The sequence below is a fragment of the Peribacillus sp. TH16 genome (genome assembly GCF_016651095.1).
Lineage (GTDB): Bacteria > Bacillota > Bacilli > Bacillales > DSM-1321 > Peribacillus > Peribacillus butanolivorans.
The window spans coordinates 2,096,341-2,116,795 of the sequence record NZ_JAEKEM010000002.1 but is presented as its reverse complement, the minus strand read 5'-3'; the positions used below and the strand labels follow the sequence as shown (position 1 = coordinate 2,116,795).

At 38.0% G+C, this 20,455-nt stretch carries 17 protein-coding genes, 1 pseudogene and 2 riboswitches; of the genes and pseudogenes, 15 read left to right on the top strand and 3 right to left on the bottom strand.

The window, feature by feature from the left end; translation table 11 throughout:
* Positions 1–147: 147 nt before the first annotated feature.
* Positions 148–1,488, bottom strand: coding sequence for an amino acid permease (locus tag JFV29_RS10205; RefSeq protein WP_201182992.1), 1,341 nt, complete (start codon positions 1,486–1,488; stop codon positions 148–150).
* 179 nt (positions 1,489–1,667) lie between these two features.
* Positions 1,668–1,746: riboswitch (glycine riboswitch) on the bottom strand.
* A gap of 555 nt (positions 1,747–2,301) precedes the next feature.
* Between JFV29_RS10205 and JFV29_RS10200 the strand changes: the two genes are divergently transcribed.
* From JFV29_RS10200 to JFV29_RS10190, 3 genes are all read left to right on the top strand, one after another.
* Positions 2,302–3,228, top strand: coding sequence for a ketopantoate reductase family protein (locus JFV29_RS10200; protein WP_201182990.1), 927 nt, complete (start codon positions 2,302–2,304; stop codon positions 3,226–3,228).
* 436 nt (positions 3,229–3,664) lie between these two features.
* Positions 3,665–5,053, top strand: coding sequence for an amino acid permease (locus JFV29_RS10195; protein ID WP_116821393.1), 1,389 nt, complete (start codon positions 3,665–3,667; stop codon positions 5,051–5,053).
* Positions 5,054–5,747: 694 nt separating this feature from the next.
* Positions 5,748–5,826: riboswitch (ZMP/ZTP riboswitch) on the top strand.
* A gap of 54 nt (positions 5,827–5,880) precedes the next feature.
* Positions 5,881–7,473, top strand: a complete 1,593-nt coding sequence (locus JFV29_RS10190; protein ID WP_056522429.1) for an APC family permease — start codon at positions 5,881–5,883, stop codon at positions 7,471–7,473.
* A 354-nt stretch (positions 7,474–7,827) separates the two neighbouring features.
* On the opposite strand, the gene JFV29_RS10185 is transcribed toward JFV29_RS10190, so the two are convergent.
* On the bottom strand, positions 7,828–8,511 hold the full coding sequence (locus tag JFV29_RS10185) for an adenine nucleotide alpha hydrolase (protein ID WP_201182988.1): 684 nt from the start codon (positions 8,509–8,511) through the stop codon (positions 7,828–7,830).
* 372 nt (positions 8,512–8,883) lie between these two features.
* Between JFV29_RS10185 and JFV29_RS10180 the strand changes: the two genes are divergently transcribed.
* Positions 8,884–10,260: an FAD-binding oxidoreductase gene (locus tag JFV29_RS10180; protein ID WP_201182986.1), complete on the top strand. Its 1,377-nt coding sequence runs from the start codon at positions 8,884–8,886 to the stop codon at positions 10,258–10,260.
* A 94-nt stretch (positions 10,261–10,354) separates the two neighbouring features.
* Here the strand turns inward: JFV29_RS10180 and JFV29_RS10175 are convergent, their stop codons facing one another.
* On the bottom strand, positions 10,355–10,567 hold the full coding sequence (locus JFV29_RS10175; protein WP_053344397.1) for a hypothetical protein: 213 nt from the start codon (positions 10,565–10,567) through the stop codon (positions 10,355–10,357).
* A 655-nt stretch (positions 10,568–11,222) separates the two neighbouring features.
* On the opposite strand from JFV29_RS10175, the gene JFV29_RS10170 reads away from it, so the two are divergent.
* The 11 genes and pseudogenes from JFV29_RS10170 to JFV29_RS10120 all read left to right on the top strand — a co-directional run bounded on the left by JFV29_RS10170 (position 11,223) and on the right by JFV29_RS10120 (position 20,447).
* A complete protein-coding gene (locus tag JFV29_RS10170) occupies positions 11,223–12,116 on the top strand; it encodes a LysR family transcriptional regulator (protein WP_201182984.1) in 894 nt (297 codons plus the stop codon).
* Positions 12,117–12,258: 142 nt separating this feature from the next.
* A complete protein-coding gene (locus JFV29_RS10165) occupies positions 12,259–13,287 on the top strand; it encodes an LLM class flavin-dependent oxidoreductase (protein ID WP_201182982.1) in 1,029 nt (342 codons plus the stop codon).
* Positions 13,288–13,361: 74 nt separating this feature from the next.
* Positions 13,362–14,696, top strand: a complete 1,335-nt coding sequence (locus tag JFV29_RS10160) for an LLM class flavin-dependent oxidoreductase (protein ID WP_201182979.1) — start codon at positions 13,362–13,364, stop codon at positions 14,694–14,696.
* A gap of 38 nt (positions 14,697–14,734) precedes the next feature.
* Positions 14,735–14,995: a glutaredoxin family protein gene (locus JFV29_RS10155; protein WP_056522413.1), complete on the top strand. Its 261-nt coding sequence runs from the start codon at positions 14,735–14,737 to the stop codon at positions 14,993–14,995.
* Positions 14,996–15,145: 150 nt separating this feature from the next.
* Positions 15,146–15,640: pseudogene (locus JFV29_RS10150) on the top strand (GNAT family N-acetyltransferase).
* A 61-nt stretch (positions 15,641–15,701) separates the two neighbouring features.
* A complete protein-coding gene (locus JFV29_RS10145; protein ID WP_201182977.1) occupies positions 15,702–16,526 on the top strand; it encodes an amino acid ABC transporter substrate-binding protein in 825 nt (274 codons plus the stop codon).
* A 32-nt stretch (positions 16,527–16,558) separates the two neighbouring features.
* Positions 16,559–17,266, top strand: coding sequence for an amino acid ABC transporter permease (locus tag JFV29_RS10140; RefSeq protein ID WP_201182975.1), 708 nt, complete (start codon positions 16,559–16,561; stop codon positions 17,264–17,266).
* A gap of 20 nt (positions 17,267–17,286) precedes the next feature.
* Entirely contained in the window at positions 17,287–17,997 is a 711-nt protein-coding gene (locus JFV29_RS10135) for an amino acid ABC transporter permease (RefSeq protein ID WP_201182972.1), read from the top strand.
* Complete coding sequence (locus JFV29_RS10130; RefSeq protein ID WP_201182971.1) at positions 17,994–18,764, top strand: amino acid ABC transporter ATP-binding protein; 771 nt, start codon at positions 17,994–17,996, stop codon at positions 18,762–18,764. The genes JFV29_RS10135 and JFV29_RS10130 overlap by 4 nt, the downstream gene beginning before the upstream one ends.
* 16 nt (positions 18,765–18,780) lie before the next feature.
* Positions 18,781–19,290 carry a GNAT family N-acetyltransferase gene (locus JFV29_RS10125; RefSeq protein ID WP_201182969.1) on the top strand — a complete coding sequence of 170 codons (510 nt, stop codon included), beginning with the start codon at positions 18,781–18,783 and terminating at the stop codon, positions 19,288–19,290.
* 14 nt (positions 19,291–19,304) lie between these two features.
* Positions 19,305–20,447 carry an amidohydrolase gene (locus JFV29_RS10120; protein ID WP_201182967.1) on the top strand — a complete coding sequence of 381 codons (1,143 nt, stop codon included), beginning with the start codon at positions 19,305–19,307 and terminating at the stop codon, positions 20,445–20,447.
* The last annotated feature ends 8 nt before the right edge of the window (positions 20,448–20,455 follow it).

Genomic DNA, 20,455 nt, shown 5'->3' with positions numbered 1-20,455 from the left:
GACTTACAGTACCTTACACTATTTTATTATAAAATTTACTGTGGCTGCAGTATATATTTTAGTAGCACTTCTCTGTGTTAGCAAAATAAATTGAAAAAAAGGAAGGGAGTGTCCCTTCCTTTTAATTCCTGCGACCATGAAAAATAGCTACTTTTTTTTCTGATAATTATAGAGTACGAGTAGAAGAATGAACCAGATTGGCGTCATTAACAGTGAAAGTCGTGTAGCTTCAGCGAATAGCATAACGATTAGGATGAACAGAAATAATCCTAAAATAACGTAATTGATAAAGGGTGTAAAAGGAGCTTTGAATGTAGAGTGGGCTCTCAAGTCCGGACGTTTTTTCGTATATTTGATATGTGAAATCAAGATGATGCTCCAAACCCAAATAAAACAGATGGCACTGATTGTAGTTACTATTGTAAAGGCCTGTTCAGGTATCATTTTGCTTAGCAATGCCCCTAGGGAGACGACGATTGCCGATGTAACCAAGGCATTACTTGGAACAGCATGTTTATTTAATTTTGCTAATTTTGCAGGAGCATCGTTATTATTGCTTAATGTATAAAGCATACGGCTTGTTGAAAATAAACCGCTGTTGCCGGCAGATGCAGCGGATGTCAGGACAACAAAATTGATAATCCCTGCAGCGATTGGAATGCCGATTAGTGTAAAGACTTCTACGAATGGACTGCTTGATGCATCCAGCTGTGTCCAAGGATTGACGCATAGAATGACGAGTATGGCACCTACATAGAAAAGTAAAATTCGGACTGGGATTTTATTGATGGCTGATGGTATATTTTTTTTCGGGTTAGCTGTTTCTGCTGCAGAAACACCAATTAATTCGACCCCTACAAAGGAGAAGACAACCAATTGTAAAGATAGCAGGAAGCCGGATACGCCGTTCGGAAACATGCCTCCGTGGCTCCAAAGGTTGGTGAGTGAAACGGTTCCTGTATTGGTTTTAAAGCCAATGACTAACAGGATGATGCCTACAATAATCAAGGCAATAATCGTGATGACTTTAATGAGCGCGAACCAGAATTCAAGTTCTCCAAACAATTTAACCGTCAATAGATTCAATCCTAACAGAATGACTAGGCATGCAAGAGCTGGTATCCATTGAGGGATATCGAACCAATATTGCATATAGACACCAACCGCAATGATATCGGCCATGGCTGTCATGATCCAACAGAACCAATAGGTCCATCCGGTTACGAATCCAGCCCACGGCCCGATATATTCGGTAGCGAATTCGGTGAATGACGTATAACCGGCGTTGGATAAAAGTAATTCCCCTAAAGCCCTCATAACAAAAAATAAGGCAATCCCTATAATAAGATAGGAAAAGATAATGGATGGGCCTGCTAATTGGATGGCTTTACCGGATCCAAGAAATAAACCGGTGCCAATGGTTCCTCCTATTGCAATTAATTGTATATGGCGATTTTTTAAATCTCTTTTCAATTCCTGTTTAGCCAATTTGAGCATCTCCCGTTGTATATGATCTTAGTCGTGTGGAGCGTTATTCCACATTCCGTGTAGCTCGTTGTTTTCACCTCGCTTATGCCATTGAATGGCAATATCTTGGATTTTGGACAATAAAAAAAGAGATTGGATACTACCAATCTCGTCAGGTTTAAGAATAACAATTCATCATTCGTTACTCTTCTGTCCTTTTGCCTGAGATTGTGAATCCTTCGGCGCTGTACTATGTACAGTCTCTCCAGAAGCTGCTCCTGCTATAGTGTGATCCATAGCATTCAACGCTTGCTAGTATGCGGTTGTAATAAATGTCCGTTTGTAGAAGAATTGAATCTTCCTTCGGTCATTTGTCATTATACTTAAATAACGTCAATATAATATTGGAATTCTATCATTGTTTATTCTATAGGTCAATATGAAAATTGGAAAGTTAGCGGGTAATGTAGTTGGTATATATCAACTCTTTAAAAATAGTGATTGGAAAAGCCATAATGACTGTAGCTGATAGTTAACGGGTACACTTTAAAATCAATACAAAAAACAACAACAAATTTTGTGGTTATCGTTCCTCAGAAAAGTAGACTTCGTTTAAGCCTTAATTTTCCTTTTGGTGATATATATGAACCAAAAGGAAGCTGTAAGGGATGTTACAAACCCCTCGTGTCATTATTGGTATTTCACAATATTGTAGCTTTTCTAGGTGGTTTTTTTCTAAACAATTCATACCATAGAACTGGCATTTTAATCGCGACCGTTTTCCGAATAGTGTGATAATATTTAGGTAAAAAGGTGAAGGGAATTAGAGATGCTATGGCGATAAAGACAGTATCAATTGTTGGATTAGGAGCACTGGGCATTTTATATGGACATCATTTATCAAAGGAAATGCCGAAGAAGAATGTGAGGATTATTGCGGATACAGCTAGAATAAAGAGATATGTCCAGGATGGGGTTTATTGCAATGGTGAGCTTTGTGACTTTCATTATGTAACGCCTGAAGAAATATGCGAGCCTGCAGATTTGATGATTTTTACTGTTAAATTTAGTGGATTGGAAGATGCTATTGAAGCGGTGAAGAATCAAATTGGAAAACAGACGATTATTATTTCTGCTTTGAATGGGATCACAAGTGAAGCGATTATTGGTGAGGCGTATGGAAAGGATAAAGTCTTATATTGTGTTGCGCAAGGTATGGATGCTGTTAAAGAAGAAAATAAGTTGACATACGACCATATGGGCATACTCTGCCTTGGTGAACGGGAACCTGGATTGGTTTCAGAAAAGGTTCAGCAGGTGGCAGATTTTTTTGAAAAAATGAAGGTCCCATATGAGATAGATACGGATATGTATAAGCGGCAATGGGGGAAATTTATGCTGAATGTTGGTGTTAATCAAACTGTTGCTGTCTATAAAAGTAATTATGGTGAAATTCAACGAAAGGGTCATGCAAGAGAAATGATGATTTCTGCCATGAGAGAGGTTATCGTTCTGTCAGAGAAAGAAGGAATTCATTTAACGGAAAGAGATCTGGATTATTGGTTAAGTGTATTGGATACATTAAGCCCAGAAGGAAAGCCATCCATGGCTCAAGATATCGAAGCTCGACGTTACAGTGAGGTTGAGTTATTTGCAGGTACGGTATTAAAATTAGGTGAGAAATACGGAGTGCCTACACTTGTAAACAAAGAGTTATATGAACGAATTGAATTTCTCGAAAGTCAATATAATTTCAACTAAAGTTTGACTTTTTTCTATGATAACTCCCTCACCTTGCTCTAGAACAAGGCCATTTGAACTGAGCTCAGTCTTTAAAGACTGGGTTTCCTTTGGTTGTGTTAAATTCCCTACTTTATCTTATTAGGGTCATGTTATTTTATTGATTTCTTAAAATACTAATATATCTAATATCACTTTTAGTGATTGAATTTTTTATACTGGTTAGTGTTTCCTCTAGAAATACATTTGTTTTTTTACAGAATATTTATTATTATAAGATAAGATTATAAATTATGCGATATGAAAAAGAATTGGAACTTTTTAAATCTAATCTAAGTATGGAAAATGAATCAACAGTTGTTTTGATCTAAATTGAGAGTTAATTAGGGGCTAGAAAAAAACTTTAATAACCTTGTACGAAGTATAGTCGCTAATATTACATCTGGAGGAATTAATCATGTCAAACAAAGAATTAAAGAGAGGGCTAGAGGCACGTCATATTCAGATGATCGCTTTGGGCGGTACCATTGGTGTTGGGTTATTTATGGGATCAGCAAGTACGATTAAATGGACTGGACCATCTGTAATGCTAGCTTATGCTATCGCTGGTCTTTTTATATTTTTCATCATGCGTTCTATGGGAGAAATGCTTTATTTAGAGCCTACTACGGGTTCGTTTGCAACATTTGCGAGTAACTATATTCATCCTTTAGCAGGTTATATGACTGCATGGAGTAATTGGTTTCAGTGGGTAATCGTCGGAATGTCCGAGATAATTGCCGTTGGAATGTATATGAAGTATTGGTTCCCAGATTTACCCGCATGGATACCAGGTGTGATTGCCATGGTTATCCTAGGGGCTGCAAACCTCATTTCTGTAAAATCTTTCGGGGAATTTGAATTTTGGTTTGCGCTTATTAAAATTATAACGATTGTACTGATGATTATTGCTGGACTAGGTCTTATCTTTTTCGGATTTGGAAATGGCGGTGATGCAATTGGATTATCAAATCTTTGGGCAAATGGCGGCTTCTTCACCGGGGGCTGGACAGGGTTCTTCTTTGCGCTTTCCCTTGTTGTAGCATCCTATCAGGGCGTTGAACTTATCGGTATCACTGCGGGTGAAGCGAAAAATCCAACGAAGACTGTAACAAAAGCTATCCAAAGCATCATTTGGCGTATTTTAATATTCTATATTGGCGCTATTTTTGTCATCGTGACAGTCTTTCCTTGGAACCAACTAGATGACATCGGTAGTCCGTTTGTTTCAACCTTTGCTAAAATAGGTATTACTGCAGCAGCAGGTATTATTAACTTTGTCGTAATCACAGCGGCGATGTCTGGATGTAATAGTGGGATTTTCAGTGCAGGTCGTATGCTTTACACTCTAGCAATGAACGGTCAAGCTCCTAAAATCTTTGCGAAAGTATCTAAAAATGGAGTGCCAGCTTATTGTACGATTGCTGTCCTTTTAGGTTTAGCAATTGGTGTTGTCTTGAACTACCTTGCACCGCCACAACTATTCCTTTATGTTTACAGTGCTAGTGTTCTACCTGGAATGATTCCATGGTTTGTCTTACTTATTAGTGAGCTTAAATTCAGAAAGGTAAGAGCTGCGGAAATGGAAAACCACCCGTTCAAAATGCCTTTTGCCCCTTACAGCAACTATGCAACAATTGCATTTTTACTGATGGTGCTGGTTGGTATGTGGATTAACCCTAGTACTCGTATTTCCCTGATTGTTGGGGTCGTTTTCCTAGCTATAGTCGTAGCAAGTTATTACATTTTAAAAATGGAGAAGCGAGTACCATTAGAGGCTAAGACCGATGATGATATTTCCAGCTAAGAAGCAAGTAAGGATTTAGGGACATCATCTTGTTCAAGGAAACATTAAAATACTATTAATCTACGTTCATCATTCTAGCTATGCTGAGTGTGTTTCACTGTTAGTTTAAATATAATAGATACTAATTAAAGTTGTGCATAAATTGTGGACAAAGCAAAGAGAGGTCTTCATCCCTCAGGCTTTTTCCCCAACTTGTGCATGACTTTTTTTGCGGAAGAAAAGAACACTGGGAGTAAAGGGGGAATAATCCAGTGAAATTGAAAACCGATAAGGTATTTTAGAAATATGGGGGATTTATATCCCATTGTGGTCATGGAACCTCCCCACCGTTATGGTTGATTCTAGCAAATCGGTTATTTCGAACAAAGTTGCTTTGATATTATTGCAATAAACCCGAACCTTAAAAGGAATAAAGAAAATCGGGAAACCCATTAATTTGGAACGGTTTATTTTGCACATATAAGCTATTAAAGATTTTTAAGTATAATGTTAAAGGGAAATGATTATATTGTTGAAGGATATAGTTCTAGAAATCGAATGTTTGTTTTTTGGAGCTTAATCCACCTAATTTTTTCAAATTAAAAAGAATATTAATAGTGAATTCCGAAAAAAACAATGGGATTATTTATAAAATATAAATGTTTTTCAAGTATTGTGAAATTAAATATAATCCTATATACTAAAAAAAAACTATTTTTCTATATGTAACTGGCGCAACATGGAGTACCATGGGGGAGCATATAGAGTATAAGCCGCGCGCCTGGGCAAACACTTGATTTTTTTAGATCAAGTGTTTTTTATTTTCCTAGGAAGAGGTGTAGGTAGGGATGAGTAATATGCATAGAAAGATGGGGACTTTTGCTTTAACTATGACAGGTATTGGTTCTATTATCGGCTCAGGTTGGTTGTTCGGAGCGTGGAAAGCTGCCCAGATTGCAGGACCAGCAGCTATTTTTTCTTGGATTATCGGTATGGTTGTAATTTTATTTATCGCATTATCTTACGCAGAGCTTGGGGCAATGTTTCCTGAAGCTGGAGGAATGGTTAAGTATCCTCAATACTCGCATGGCTCTTTTATTGGATTTTTAGCTGCGTGGGCAAACTGGATATCTATCGCTTCGACTATTACCGTTGAGGCCATTGCTTCAGTACAATATATGAGTACGTGGCCTTGGGAATGGGCCAGATGGACTCATTCTTTAGTTGATAACAATATCTTAACGATCAAAGGATTATTCATAGCTTCTTTACTACTATTGTTCTATTTCTTCGTCAACTATTGGACAGTTAACCTTTTTGCTAAGGCAAATTCATTTATTACTATTTTTAAATTAATTGTTCCAGGTGTAATGGCAGGATCGTTATTTTTTGCTGGATTTCATGGTGAAAACTTTACAAGTTCTCAAGGGATCGCACCATATGGTTGGGCAAGCGTTTTAACAGCAGTAGCTACTTCTGGTATCGTGTTTGCGTTTAATGGATTTCAAAGTCCCGTTAATATGGCAGGAGAAGCTAAGTCTCCGAATAAGTCTATACCTATTGCTGTTATTGGGTCTATTCTAATTGCAGGTTTTATATACGTTATATTACAAGTTGTGTTTATCGGTGCAGTTGATCCGTCTATGATCGTGAACGGATGGAGTCATCTGAATTTCAATTCACCTTTTGCTGATTTGGCAATTGCTCTTAGTCTTAACTGGTTAGCGATTGTATTGTATGTAGATGCATTTGTATCACCGTCTGGTACAGGTGCTACTTATACAGCGACAACTTCGCGTATGCTTTATGGAATGCAGAAAAATGGGTACTTACCGAATATCTTTGGTACATTACATCCACTTTATGGTGTTCCTCGTCCAGCGATGTTATTAAACTTAGGAGTATGTTTTATCTTTTTATTTTTATTCCGCGGATGGGGCGTACTTGCTGAAGTGATTTCAGTTGCTACACTTATTTCGTATATCATGGGGCCAGTTGCATTGGCAACATTAAGACGTACAGCTTCTCATTTTAATCGTCCATTTTACTTAAAAGGTGCTTCTATTATTGCACCATGTGGATTTGTTTTTGCATCGCTTACTTTATATTGGGCGCGTTGGCCATTAACAGGAGAAGTGGTTTTCATCATTGCCATTGGACTTCCTATTTACTTTTATTATCAAGCGAAAAATAAATGGAATGGATTCAAAAAACAATTTTTATCAGGTGTTTGGATGCTTCTTTACTTAGGTTGTATGATTTTGATTTCTTATATTGGTAGTGAGAAGTTCGGCGGAAAAAATATTCTTACATTTGGCTGGGATATGGTGGTCATCGCATGTCTAGCACTTGGCTTCTATTGGTGGGGAGTTAAAAGCGGGATTAAAACAGAATACATGGCTGAGGCTGAAAAAATTAACAAAGAATTTTTCAATAAATAACTTTTAGTGTAGACACCGCTATATGAGTAGAATGAAAACATGGTTACTTTATGACCATGTTTTTTTTGTGTGCTGGCGATTGGAAGGGTATTCCCATTAATGGGCATGGAAAATTTTATAGTTAAAAAAAATAGCGTATTTTGCCAGATATAAAACCAATCCATAATCAGTTAATAGTGAGCTATACAAAATCTTCATCGTAATTATAATGGAAAATGGGGATTTACTCAGTTTGTATCTTGATAAGATTAAATCCGCAATTAATGTAAAAGCTGAATTGAGATCATAAAAAAAGGTGTCAGGCATCCTTTTGGGTTTTTGTCCTTAAGATACCTGACAATAGTAATGAAGAATTTACACTTTTACCACACGTTTATAGCCAACCTCGCTGAAAAATTGATTGGCAGGAAGTACAAACATTTCATCTTCCAAGTCTAGTTGTATCGGATTAGAGAAAATGTCTCCGTTATATACGAATGAGTGATATTCACCAAACTCACCACATGGATCTACATCATCTGGTAAATCTTCAATAAATTTTTGGTCCAAATCTCTTCCTAAAAAAGAAGGATCGAGCTTATCTAAACGAATGCTGACAATTTTCGCTTTATACCCTAAATCAATAAACTCCTGGACTAACTGTTTCGTGTTGATTCCCGCTAAAGGAAGGATTAGTTCATAACCATTAGACTCAACTAAGTTCTTTTTGTATTCGATACAATCCTCCAGAAAAAGATCTCCAAATGCAATTTTTGAGATACCTTGATTGCCAAAAAAATTCATGGCGTCAATAAGGCCTTTTTCAAAACCTTTTCCATTATATAAAGGATATTGAATTTTGTATAATGGAATTCCAATGGATTCTGCTTGAGCTTGAATCAATTTAAAATCAACCATGTGTCCGGATGTTTCATCATCAGTTGTTACGGTTGTAAGCAAAGATACGACTTCATATTTGTTTTCTTTTAACATCTTATGAAGCATATACGTGGAATCTTTGCCACCACTAAAGCAAGCAATGATCTTTTCTTTCAACATCAATCCATCTCCCTTTTGTTCCGTTTATTTCTATCGTACGCACTTTAGCTGCGTGAATCAACAAAGAAGGGGGGGGCGAGTAGAGTGCATACAGTCATCACTTGTTAAGTTAATTGAAATTGTTACGATTAAATTGGTGGAATTCACGAGTAAAACTGCAAAATTCACGAGTAAAACATGAAAACTTGCGAGTTAAGTGTGCTCTATCATATAGAAAAACTATATATCCTACTTTTTAAGGTACGGATGTTGAGTTAAAAGTATGAATTAGATTAATTTAAATCCTTGCCTGCCTATAGAATGTGTCTTCTCCTAAAGATTTTCATAGTATATAGCATCTTCTCTATATCATCTGAGAAAGGGGGTTATATTTTGGGAAAGACAAAGCTTACCGGGCGGATCGTTACACCTGGTGATTCTGAATATGAGCAGGCAAGAATAAATAATAATTTAAGCTTCCCAAAATTCCCAAAGATAATTGTATTTTGTCAGAATACAAAGGATGTACAAAATGCATTGAAGTGGGCGAGGGAGAATCATATACCTTTTCGGGTGAGGAGCGGCCGACATAGCTATGAAAATTTTTCATTAGTAAATGGCGGTCTTATTATTGATGTCAGCGAAATGGATAGAATCAAGGTCAATCGTGAAAAAATGATTGCAAAAATAGAAGCCGGAGCTAATTTAGGGAAGGTATATAATAAATTATGGGAATACGGCACGACTATCCCTGCAGGTACCGAAAGCAGTGTAGGCCTTGTCGGCCTTACGCTCGGCGGGGGAATTGGCATGTTAACGCGGTTGTTTGGACTTACTTGTGACAATCTTATTGAAATAGAAATGGTAAGAGCGAGTGGGAGTAAAGGTGCCGAACTCATTAAAGCAAACAAGAATCATAATAGTGATTTATTTTGGGCTTGCTGCGGCGGGGGAGGCGGAAACTTTGGCATTGTCACGTCCTTTACATTCAAGGTGCACCCCATTTCTAGGGTTTCAGTTTTCTCCATTACATGGGGATGGGAAGATTTCGAAGCAGTATTTAATGCATGGCAAAATTGGGCACCTCACACGGATGACCGACTAACATCAGAAATAGAGTTTAAGTCAAAGGAAGTAAATCAAATTATCACTCAAGGTGAATTTGTCGGTACGTCATCTAGGTTAAAGCAACTTCTTCAGCCTTTAACGACAACCGGTTCACCAACTAGTGTATTGATAAAGGAAGTTCCATATATTGAAGCTGTACGGTTCTTTGACGACCCGAGTGGAAACCAATCAGCCCATCGAAAGAGATCAGGATCTTTTCTTAATAAACCTTTTCCAAAGAAAGCGATCTTGACGATGAAACAATTTTTAGAAAAAGCACCAAATGAAAATTCAGGCATTTGGCACCAATCTCTTGGAGGAGCAGCAGGCAAGGTCGAACCAAAGAAAACGGCTTTCTATTACCGGGACGCCATTATTGCACAGGAATACCTAGCTACTTGGAACAATCCTGAAGAAGAAAGGGAAAACATACGTTGGATCAAAGAATTAAGGAGTGCCTTATCACCGTATACGACTGGTGACTATGTGAATTGGCCTGATCGGCAAATCAAAGATTGGCCAACAGCGTATTATGGAGAAAATTTTAAACGGCTTCGAGAAGTAAAAACTGCATATGATCCATTTAATACGTTTAAATTTCCTCAAAGCATTCCACCTTATAATAGTGGTTTTAAGAAAAACAGGGGCGCTCCTTTTTTATAAGGTTTGCTAAACTATGTGAATAACTAAAAAGGCCTAATCCACTTATGGGGATAGGCCTCTTATCATATAGCTTTTGTGACATTCTATTCTTAATTTACTCCGTTTTTTGAGTTTGCATTACACTGTAAACTTGACTTACATATGATTGGGCTTGTGCGATTTCCGAAGCAGCTTGTTTAATTGCTTCTTGTGCCAATGTTGGGTCCGATGAGGATTTTTCAATTGCTTGACTAAGTAAAGTTTGTGTAAGAGTAACATTTGCTTTTGCTTGATTTAATTGATTGACATCGATTTGTTGTTGAGGCATTTATTTTCTCTCCTTATTTCCTATTTTGAATTACTCCTTTAGGATGACCCTTCTTTTCTTTTTTATAAGGAGAAAAAAATAATAACGTAAATATGTCAGTTTTATAATAAAAGGAGAAGTCGGAGCTATTCTAGCTTACTGAGTTCAATTGATGGATACGAGAATCTCTAACGAATGATGGATGTTCCATCTTTCTTGATTTTAATCCACCTTACAAATGAAAGTAATGTCTGAGGAGTTAATTCTACAAAGACCTAGATACCTGGAAAGTTCCAGCCCGATTTTAGCATATGCATCCCATGATACAAAGTAGAAATTTGTTGGTGTTATTCCATAACTATCCCAAATGGAATAACAATTCCTATTAATAAAATAGCCATTAAGGTGATCAATACAGCCACTAGACTGGATTCAGATTGTCCGTTTACACAATGAAGTGGGTGGTATTTAATTCACTTTTCTCCAATAAGGTATGCGCCAATACTTTTTAAATTGTGAATTGTTGGTCTTTCAACTAAATAAAATACACTTTACTTATTGGAATTATATGATTAAAATCGAATAAAGTCTCTATAAAATGGAAAAATCTTTCATTGCTCCATAAAGCGACAAGCGAAGGAGCCTGCTTTCATATTGGAGATAAGGAGTTGGATAGATGAATATTGATCATATTGAAGCATTTTTATATGTTGTTCACTTTAACAGTTTTCATAAAGCTGCAGAGGCACTGTTCTTGTCACAACCAACGGTTACGGCAAGAATTAAAACACTCGAGAATGAACTCGATTCGGTATTATTTGAGCGGCAAGGCAGGGGGATTATATTAACTGAAAAAGGGAAAGCATTTATTCCATTTGCGGATCAGATTATTCGTACCTATCAACAGGGAAAAAAACAGTTAAAAAAAGGAAGTTATCGCGAAGAAATAACGATTGGCGCCAATATCATTACTTCGCAATACTTTATTCCATATGCTCTTCCTTTATGGAAAAAAGAAAACCCTGATTTACGCTTTAAGTTTATTTCTGCTCCAAACGATGCATTAGTTGATAAATTGCTTCAGAAACAGGTGGATATCGCATTTATGAAGGATGTTACGCATAGTGGTCTCCAAAATCATAAGGTCCTTGATAATTCGATTCGTTTAGTTGTGTATCCAGGCCATCATTATCAATTTCAAAAAGACCTGTCAGCGCAGCAATTGGCAACTGAGCCGCTAGTATTTTTTGAATGCGGCGCATTTGATTGGAACCAAGTTCATAAAATCTTTGAGGTGTCACATGTAGAGCCACGTATTGAATTTCAGGTAGATCATTTGGAGGTGGCTAAATCTCTAATTCTTAGCAGGAGTTGTATTGGATTTTTACCGTATTTATGTATTAAAAAAGAGTTAGAACAGGGAACCCTGGTTGAAGTGGATGTGTCGCATTTAATCAAGATAAAGCAGCACATCCATTTGACACATTTAAAATATGGGGTTGAAGCTCCTTTATTATGGAATGAAATCCTGTCTTCTGTTCAGAAATTTGAAAAATTGCTCCTTTATTGATAGAGATTTCCTATCCATACAATAATTCTTTCTATCAGTTTAAGTATTGCCATTAGCATGTTTAAGGTGATAGGATAAATCACAATTACAAATAAACCATTATTCTTATAAGTAAGCTATGAATTAACGTGGAGGAGATAGTATGAGTTATAAGCTTGGCATTTTAGACCAGAGCCCGATATTTCCAGGAACTTCGGCTTTTGATGCACTACAGCAAACTATTAATCTAGCTAGACATGCTGAGGAATGGGGGTATACCCGTTTCTGGGTATCAGAGCATCATCATGCAGAACAGCTGGCTGGATCTTCCCCAGAAGTATTGATATCGTACTTGTTGGCCCAAACAAAATCGATTAAGGTGGGATCTGGAGGTGTAATGCTTCAGCACTATAGCCCATATAAAGTAGCGGAAAACTTTCACGTGTTATCAAATCTTTCACCTGGCAGAGTAGACCTTGGTATTGGAAAGGCACCAGGTGGTCTCCCCTTATCAACGAAGGCGCTACAGTTTGGTACTGTGAATGATGGAAAAGATTTCGAAGAGCGGTTATCTTTTTTGCAAAAAATAATTGAAAATTCGGTTAATGAAACTCACCCGCTTGTAGGTATTCAAGCGACACCACTCCCTTCGAAAAAACCAAAAATGTTTCTGCTTGGTGCGAGTGCTGACAGTGCCAGGCTAGCAGCCGATCTTGGTATAGCTTATGTATTTGCTCGATTTATCAATAGTAATGAGACTGTACTCGAAGATGCTGCACGCATTTACCAAAGTATCTATCCAACTGGGAGTTTTAAGGTATCAGTTTCAGTGATTGCTGCTCCTTCACAACAAGAAGCAGAACAGTTAACAGGTGATCAAAAGATTGTGAAAGTTCATCTCCAAAGTGGTCGTTCTGTTACGGTCCAAACACTTGTGCAAGCAGAGTTATTTGGGAAGCAGTCTGGGGAGTCTTTCGAAATAGAAGAACAGGATTCCAATATTATTGCTGGAACTCCCTCTTACGTGAAAGGGATATTAACAAATTTTCATGAAAACTATGGGGTAGATGAGTTTATCTTACATACGCCGGTTTTAAAAGAAGCAGAACGATTCAGGTCTTTTCAGCTGTTAAGTCCACTTTTACCTGAAGAGGATCACTTTACGGGCCAAAAGAAAGCCTTCATTAATTAAAGATGTTCAGTAGATAGCTGCAAAGTTAAAAATGGATTCACTTGTTTTCTATGAAAATTAAAGGAGGAGTATCAATGTCCATGCAAAGAAAGTTGAAATTGGGAGCACTTATACATGGAGTTGGAGGGAGTATATCTGGTTGGAGGCATCCTGACATTCAAGCAGATGCCAGTGTTAGTCTTGAATTTTATAAGGAGCAGGCTCAGAAGGCCGAAGAGGGAAAGTTCGATTTACTTTTCATTGCTGACGGTGTATTTATCAATGATAAATCAATTCCGCATTTTTTAAATCGATTTGAGCCACTTACCATTTTATCCGCACTTGCTGCTTTCACATCAAGAATAGGGCTTGTTGGAACTGTTTCCACCTCATACAGTGAACCATTTACTGTAGCTCGGCAATTTGCTTCACTTGATCACATTAGTCATGGTCGTGGCGGATGGAACCTTGTTACTACACCTCTAGAGAGTACTGCCTTGAATTATAACAAAACGATTGAAGAACACCCTGATCATGCCAAACGCTATCGGATAGCATCAGAATATTTACAAGTTACCAAAGGACTTTGGGATTCATGGGAGGATGACGCGTTTACTCGGGATAAAGAGACCGGTGAGTTTTTCGAACCTTCTAAATTGCATCAATTAAATCATAAAGGAGAATTTTTCTCAGTGCAGGGACCACTTAACATTGCTAGATCTAAACAAGGGCGGCCTGTCATTTTCCAAGCAGGTTCATCAGAAGCAGGCAAACGTCTTGCGGCTAAAGAAGCGGATGCAATCTTTACGGGTCAACCAACATTGGAAGAAGCGCAGAACTTTTATCAAGATGTAAAAAACAGAGCTATTGCATTTGGGAGAAATCCTGATGAACTTGTAATTCTGCCAGGAATCGCTCCAATCATTGGTGCAACTGTGGAAGAAGCAGAGAACAAATATCAAGAACTCGCTAACCTAGTTTCTATAGATAAGGCGCTTGACTATTTGGGACGATACTTTGATCATCATGATTTTTCTCAATATGAACTGGATGCGCCTTTCCCAGATCTCGGACACATCGGAAAAAACAGTTTCCGAAGTACGACTGACCGAATTAAACAGGAAGCCAAGGAGAAACAGTTAACGCTCCGTCAAGTAGCACTTAAGGAGACTACACCTCGGACTTCTTTTATTGGAACTCCAGAGAAAATAGCGGATTTGATCCAGCAATGGTTCGAAGAGAAGGGTGCGGACGGGTTTATTTTTACTTCAAGTGTTCCAAATGCTTTGCGCGACTTTGTAGACTATGTGGTGCCTATCCTTCAAAAAAAGGGAATATATCGTACTGAATATGAAGCAGAAACATTAAGAGGCAACTTGGGGCTTCCATTTCCGAAAAATCGTTATGCCAAAGAAAAGATTAACCAATAATTGAAGTATCATTTAAAAAAATGAAGGAGGAATACGAAATGGGAGAAGCGTTATCTGTCGTCGTTTGGTCAAAACAAGGATGTCACTATTGTGAAGAGGTTAAACAATACTTAAAAGAAAAGAACATTGTTTATCAAACAGTGGATGTTACCGATCATGATGAACGGCGAGATATTTTAGAAATCAAATATGGTGTTCGGTATGTGCCTATAATTGAAATTGGGCGAGGTAACGTATACGAGAGTGTTACGGAAATTGGAATACCTAATCTTGAAAAAGTACTCGAACGCTTACAATAACAAAATTTAGCGGACTTAAGAAGTTGACATATTCTTAAATGGAAATGAACATGATGAAATAGAGATAGAACGAGTGTTAAAGGAGAAATTGTTGATTTAAATCCGACTATTCTTGTGTAAATAATATGTTATAGAAACGGGGAGTTAATCATGACACAGCTAATCCGTCTTGCTACTGTAGAGGATGCTCCAGAAGTGATGAACCTTACACTTCGGGCTTATGAACCAATTCGAGAATTGAATATTTAATTTCTGGCTGCGACAGCTGATTTGCAGCTAGTGACGAATAATATTCGGCGGAATCTCACTTACGTTTTAGAACAGGATGGCCATATTATTTCCACTGTTACAGTTCGTCATCCATGGAATGATCCTGATTATTTCAGTCCGTACCCATTCATTTGGTGGTTTGCGGTCGATCCCCTATACAAACAAAAAGGCATAGGTTCGACTTTGTTAACTTGGGTGGAAGAAAATGTACTTCGGGATCAGGTGAAAGCGCCGGCTGTCTATTTGGCGACATCTGATCGTCACCCTTGGCTTGTTTCAATTTATGAAAGAAGAGACTATGAGATTTTTGCTGATCGAGATCACGATGGAGAAAAAATTGTGTATCTTCGTAAAATTCTAGATGAAACGTTGTAACGCATTAGTGAAAATAAAGAACCAATTGTTAGTAATTAAAAAGGGTACGGGGGAATTTGAGATGAAAAAAATATTATTAATTGTTATGGCACTGCTACTAACTTTTTTGGGAGCTTGCTCTTCGAAAGAAACAACGAGTACAGCAAAATCAAGTTCTGGAGATTCAGAAGATAAAAAAGTTCAGAAAATCATTGTCGGAACAGGGACGCAATTCCCGAATATTTGCTTTTTGGATAAGAATGGTAAGTTGACAGGGTATGATGTCGAGTTGGTTCGTCAAATCGATGAAAAGCTGCCTGAATATGAATTTGAATTTAAAACGATGGAATTTTCGAATCTATTATTAAGTTTAGAAACGAACAAAATAGATTTTGTTGCTCACCAAATGGAGGTGAATGATGAACGAGAAGAAAAATTTCTATTTAATAAAGAACCATATAATGTCTTTCCGCTTCAAGTTACAGTTCATCAGAACAACAATGATATTCATTCCATTAAAGATCTAAAAGGAAAAAAAGCGATAGTGAGTGCAACGAGCAATTCTGCTGTTTTTCTTGAAAAGTATAATAAAGAAAATAATGCCGGTATTGAAATTGTCTATTCTGGCCAAGGCGTAGATGATACGAAGAATCAAATCAAAACTGGTCGGGCGGATGCTACTATTACTACCCCATTTGCAGTCAACTTCTTAAATAAACAAGCAGATGCACAGCAAAAGGTTGTGGGTGAGCCACTTCTTAATTCAAAAGTATACTTTTTGCTAAGAAAAGACGAAACGCCTTTACAGAAGAGAATTGATGAAGCACTTGTGGAGCTGAAAAAAGAAGGGGTAGTTAGCGAACTAAGTAAAAAGTGGCTGGGCGCAGACTATTCAGTAGGATTTTAATTAGATAGTAGTAAGCGCGGAGGTGCTAAAGCATGGGGAAAGCATTCGATCCTTCATTAATCGTCGATTTCATTCCGACGTTAATATATTACCTTGGAGTAACATTGCAAATTCTGGCAGCATCCGTTTTATTAGGAATGGTCATCGGGATAGCGGCAGCCATCCTGAGATTATTTCGTATCCCTGTTTTGAATCAATTTGTCATTTTGTATATTTCATTCATTCGGGGAACTCCTATTTTAATACAATTATTTCTAGTTTTTTATGGACTGCCTGCAATCCTTTTATTCATTAATATTGATATTTCAAGAATGGATGCTCTTTATTTTGTCATTATTACGTATGCATTAAGTAATGGGGCGCATTTCACAGAAATATTCCGAGGAGCGATTAAGGCTGTCGATTATGGGCAAACGGAAGCAGCCTATTCTGTTGGTATGGATAATAGTCAAAGTTTTTTTCGAATTGTGCTTCCGCAGGCATTACGGATTGCTTTTCCGAATATCGCAAACTCTATTATCGGATCCTTGAAGGATACCTCACTTGCCTTTACCATCGGCGTAATGGATATGATGGGTAGGGGGGAGACATTAATTGCTGCAACTGCACATGCTCTCGAAGTCTATCTCTCATTAGCTGTTATCTATTATGCAGTCGTGCTATTGTTTGAGAAAATATTCAGACTTTATGAAAATCGCATTAATCGGCATCAAACTGTTGATGTGTCTGTTACTGGATAACAAAGGGAGGAGAGAAGGACTTGACGATTGATATTCTATTTATTTGGACTGCTTTTAAGGAGATTATTAAAGCACTTCCGATCACACTTATCTTAACGATTCTTCCTCTTCTTGCAGGTTTTATTATCGGTCTCGCTGTTGCCTTGATTAGGGTATATAAAGTGAAATTTCTATGTAGAGTTGCAAATGGATATGTTTCCTTCTTTAGAGGAACACCGATTATTATGCACATAATGCTCATTTATTTCGGTTTTCCATTATTAATCGATCAAATTTCCAAAAAATTTGATTTGGGTATTCAATCTAATTCCATTCCGATTATTTTATTTGTCTTAACCGCCTTATCGTTGAGTGCGGGTGCCTATTTATCAGAAATATTCAGATCGGGAATTATCAGTGTCTCCAATGGCCAAATGGAGGCAGCCTATTCCGTGGGTATGAATTCGTTTCAAGCCATGACGCGAATTGTTTTGCCACAGGCCATTGCCCAGTCCATCCCGAATTTCACGAATATTTTCATTGGATTCTTGCATACGTCATCCATTGCTTTCATTGTATCGCAAAAAGAAATGACAGGAGCAGCCAATATAGTTGCATCCACCAATTTGAAATTTTTGGAGTCTTTTATCGCTGCTGGTTTAATTTATTGGGGCCTCACAATCATTGCAGAGGGGCTTTCGTTTTTAATTGAGAAAAAGGCCACTGCCTATAATCGAGGAGGAGTACAATGATTTATTTAAAAGATATAAAAAAATCATTTAACCAGCAGCCCGTTTTAAAAGGAATTAATTTGAAAATAGGCAAGGGAGAAGTAGTTACCATACTTGGACCAAGTGGATCAGGGAAAACAACCCTGCTTAGGTGCTTGAACTTTCTGGAGAAACCAGATGAGGGAATTGTTCAAGTGGGAGATATACAGGTGAAGTCTAAGAAGGCGACCAAAAGGGAAATCTTATCCCTTAGAAGACAATCGGCAATGGTTTTTCAGCATTATAATTTATTTGCTCATAAAACTGTTTTGGAGAATGTAATGGAAGGGTTAATTGTTACAAAAAAATATAAGAAAGCTGAAGCGAAACGGGAAAGCGAGCTGTTATTGGAAAAAGTAGGTTTGGGAGATAAGCATAACTATTTCCCTTCGCAATTGTCAGGAGGTCAACAGCAACGTGTTGGAATTGCTAGGGCACTTGCTTTAAATCCGGAGGTCATTCTATTTGACGAGCCAACTTCGGCACTCGACCCTGAGTTGGTCGGTGAGGTGCTTTCTGTCATAAAAGCAATTGCACAGGAAGGCATCACGATGGTGATTGTAACCCATGAAATGAGTTTTGCTAAAGAGGTATCGGATCGTGTTCTTTTCATGGATGGCGGGGTCATTGTAGAAGAAGGTTCACCATTGGAGATTTTCAATGCTCCAAAGGAAGAGCGAACACGTCAATTTTTAAACCGGATATCAAGAGATTTTTCCGTATCGTTTTTAGAAGAAAGGGCCAATTAAAGGAAGGGGCAAAAGTATGATTAATACAATCGTAGTCGATGAATTGATTGAAGAAGATAAAGAGATGGTGCGCCGCTTATTGGTAGAAAGTTATCAACAATATGAACATGAATATTCGAACCCGGAAGCTTGGGAAGGATATTTAAAAAATATAGAATCCTCGGTGGATAATCCACATGTTGATAAGGTGTTGGTTGCAAAGTGCAATCAGGATATCCTTGGTACATTACAGCTTTTTCAGTCATCTGAAAAAGCATATGAAAAGCCGGAACTTGGGATTTTTTCACCAATCATTCGGTTGTTGGCCGTTCATCCCGAATCAAGGGGACGCGGTATCGCACAGGAATTATTAAAAGCTAGTGTAATTTATGCAAAATCGCAAGGTGCGTCCAGTTTGTATCTACATTCTACTGATAAGATGCATAAAGCCATTAAACTATACGAATGGTTTGGCTTTAAACGGGATCGAACGAAAGAATTTCAAAATCATGATATTTTAGTAAAATGCTATCGCTTAGATTTATAGAAGGAGGCGACTGTATGAGTCGAGAGCTGGAAAATCGCTTAATATCGATACGGCGCCATTTACATCAATATCCGGAGTTATCAAATGAAGAATTTGAAACGACAAAATCGATACAAACGTGGCTCGAGGAAGAGGGCATTGAGATCCGTCATACAGGATTGAAAACAGGTGTTTTTGCAGATATAAAGGGTGGTAAACCCGGACCGACAGTAGCCATAAGGGCGGATATCGATGCTCTTCCGATTGAGGAACGAACCGGGCTTCCATTTGCTTCGAAAGTAAAAGGAGTGATGCATGCTTGCGGCCATGATTTTCATACGGCAGCTGCAATAGGTGCTGCCTACCTTTTAAAAGAATATCAATCAGAGTTGTCCGGGACAGTGCGATTGCTTTTTCAACCCGCAGAAGAATTAGGTGGTGGAGCGGTGCATGTGATAAAAGATGGTCAAATTGACGATGTAGCGGCTGTGATTGGACTGCACAATAAACCCAATTTGCCTGTCGGCACCATTGGGATAAAAGATGGTCCGTTAATGGCGGCAGTGGACCGTTTTCATATTGTTCTTCAAGGGAAGGGGAGCCACGCGGCCATCCCTCAAAACGGAAAAGATCCAATAGCGGCAGCGGCTCAGCTTATTACCGCTCTTCAAACTATCGTCAGCCGGAATGTATCCCCATTAGATTGTGCTGTGGTGAGTGTTACGAGAATAACAGGTGGAAACACTTGGAATGTAATTCCGGGTGACGTCATATTGGAAGGAACGATTCGAACCTTTAATTCTGGGATCCGCGAAGAAGTAACAGAAAAGTTTTATTCGATTGTGAATCATATTGCAGCTGCTTTTTCACAGGAAGCTGAGATTGGTTGGTTTCCTGGGCCCCCTGCGCTACTTAATCATCCTGCAGTTACAGAGATGGCACGCGTGTCTGCTCGGCAGCAATCATTGCATGTAATCAATCCAGAATCTTCAATGGGTGGTGAAGATTTCGCTTATTACCTTCAACATATCCCCGGTACCTTTGCCTTTTTTGGTACAAACGGAAACGAAGACTGGCATCATCCAGCTTTTACTGTTGATGAAAAATCCATTATTAAAGCCGCTTATTTTTTATATGAAAGTGCCAAGGATTTATTACATAACCAGGGTAAGTGGTGAACATACAT

Coding starts and splice junctions, on each gene's coding strand:
- JFV29_RS10200 (WP_201182990.1), top strand. CDS start 2,302: ATGGCGATAAAGACAGTATCAATTGTTGGATTAGGAGCACTGGGCATT.
- JFV29_RS10195 (WP_116821393.1), top strand. CDS start 3,665: ATGTCAAACAAAGAATTAAAGAGAGGGCTAGAGGCACGTCATATTCAG.
- JFV29_RS10190 (WP_056522429.1), top strand. CDS start 5,881: ATGAGTAATATGCATAGAAAGATGGGGACTTTTGCTTTAACTATGACA.
- JFV29_RS10185 (WP_201182988.1), bottom strand. CDS start 8,511: ATGTTGAAAGAAAAGATCATTGCTTGCTTTAGTGGTGGCAAAGATTCC.
- JFV29_RS10175 (WP_053344397.1), bottom strand. CDS start 10,567: ATGCCTCAACAACAAATCGATGTCAATCAATTAAATCAAGCAAAAGCA.
- JFV29_RS10170 (WP_201182984.1), top strand. CDS start 11,223: ATGAATATTGATCATATTGAAGCATTTTTATATGTTGTTCACTTTAAC.
- JFV29_RS10165 (WP_201182982.1), top strand. CDS start 12,259: ATGAGTTATAAGCTTGGCATTTTAGACCAGAGCCCGATATTTCCAGGA.
- JFV29_RS10160 (WP_201182979.1), top strand. CDS start 13,362: ATGTCCATGCAAAGAAAGTTGAAATTGGGAGCACTTATACATGGAGTT.
- JFV29_RS10155 (WP_056522413.1), top strand. CDS start 14,735: ATGGGAGAAGCGTTATCTGTCGTCGTTTGGTCAAAACAAGGATGTCAC.
- JFV29_RS10145 (WP_201182977.1), top strand. CDS start 15,702: ATGAAAAAAATATTATTAATTGTTATGGCACTGCTACTAACTTTTTTG.
- JFV29_RS10140 (WP_201182975.1), top strand. CDS start 16,559: ATGGGGAAAGCATTCGATCCTTCATTAATCGTCGATTTCATTCCGACG.
- JFV29_RS10130 (WP_201182971.1), top strand. CDS start 17,994: ATGATTTATTTAAAAGATATAAAAAAATCATTTAACCAGCAGCCCGTT.
- JFV29_RS10125 (WP_201182969.1), top strand. CDS start 18,781: ATGATTAATACAATCGTAGTCGATGAATTGATTGAAGAAGATAAAGAG.
- JFV29_RS10120 (WP_201182967.1), top strand. CDS start 19,305: ATGAGTCGAGAGCTGGAAAATCGCTTAATATCGATACGGCGCCATTTA.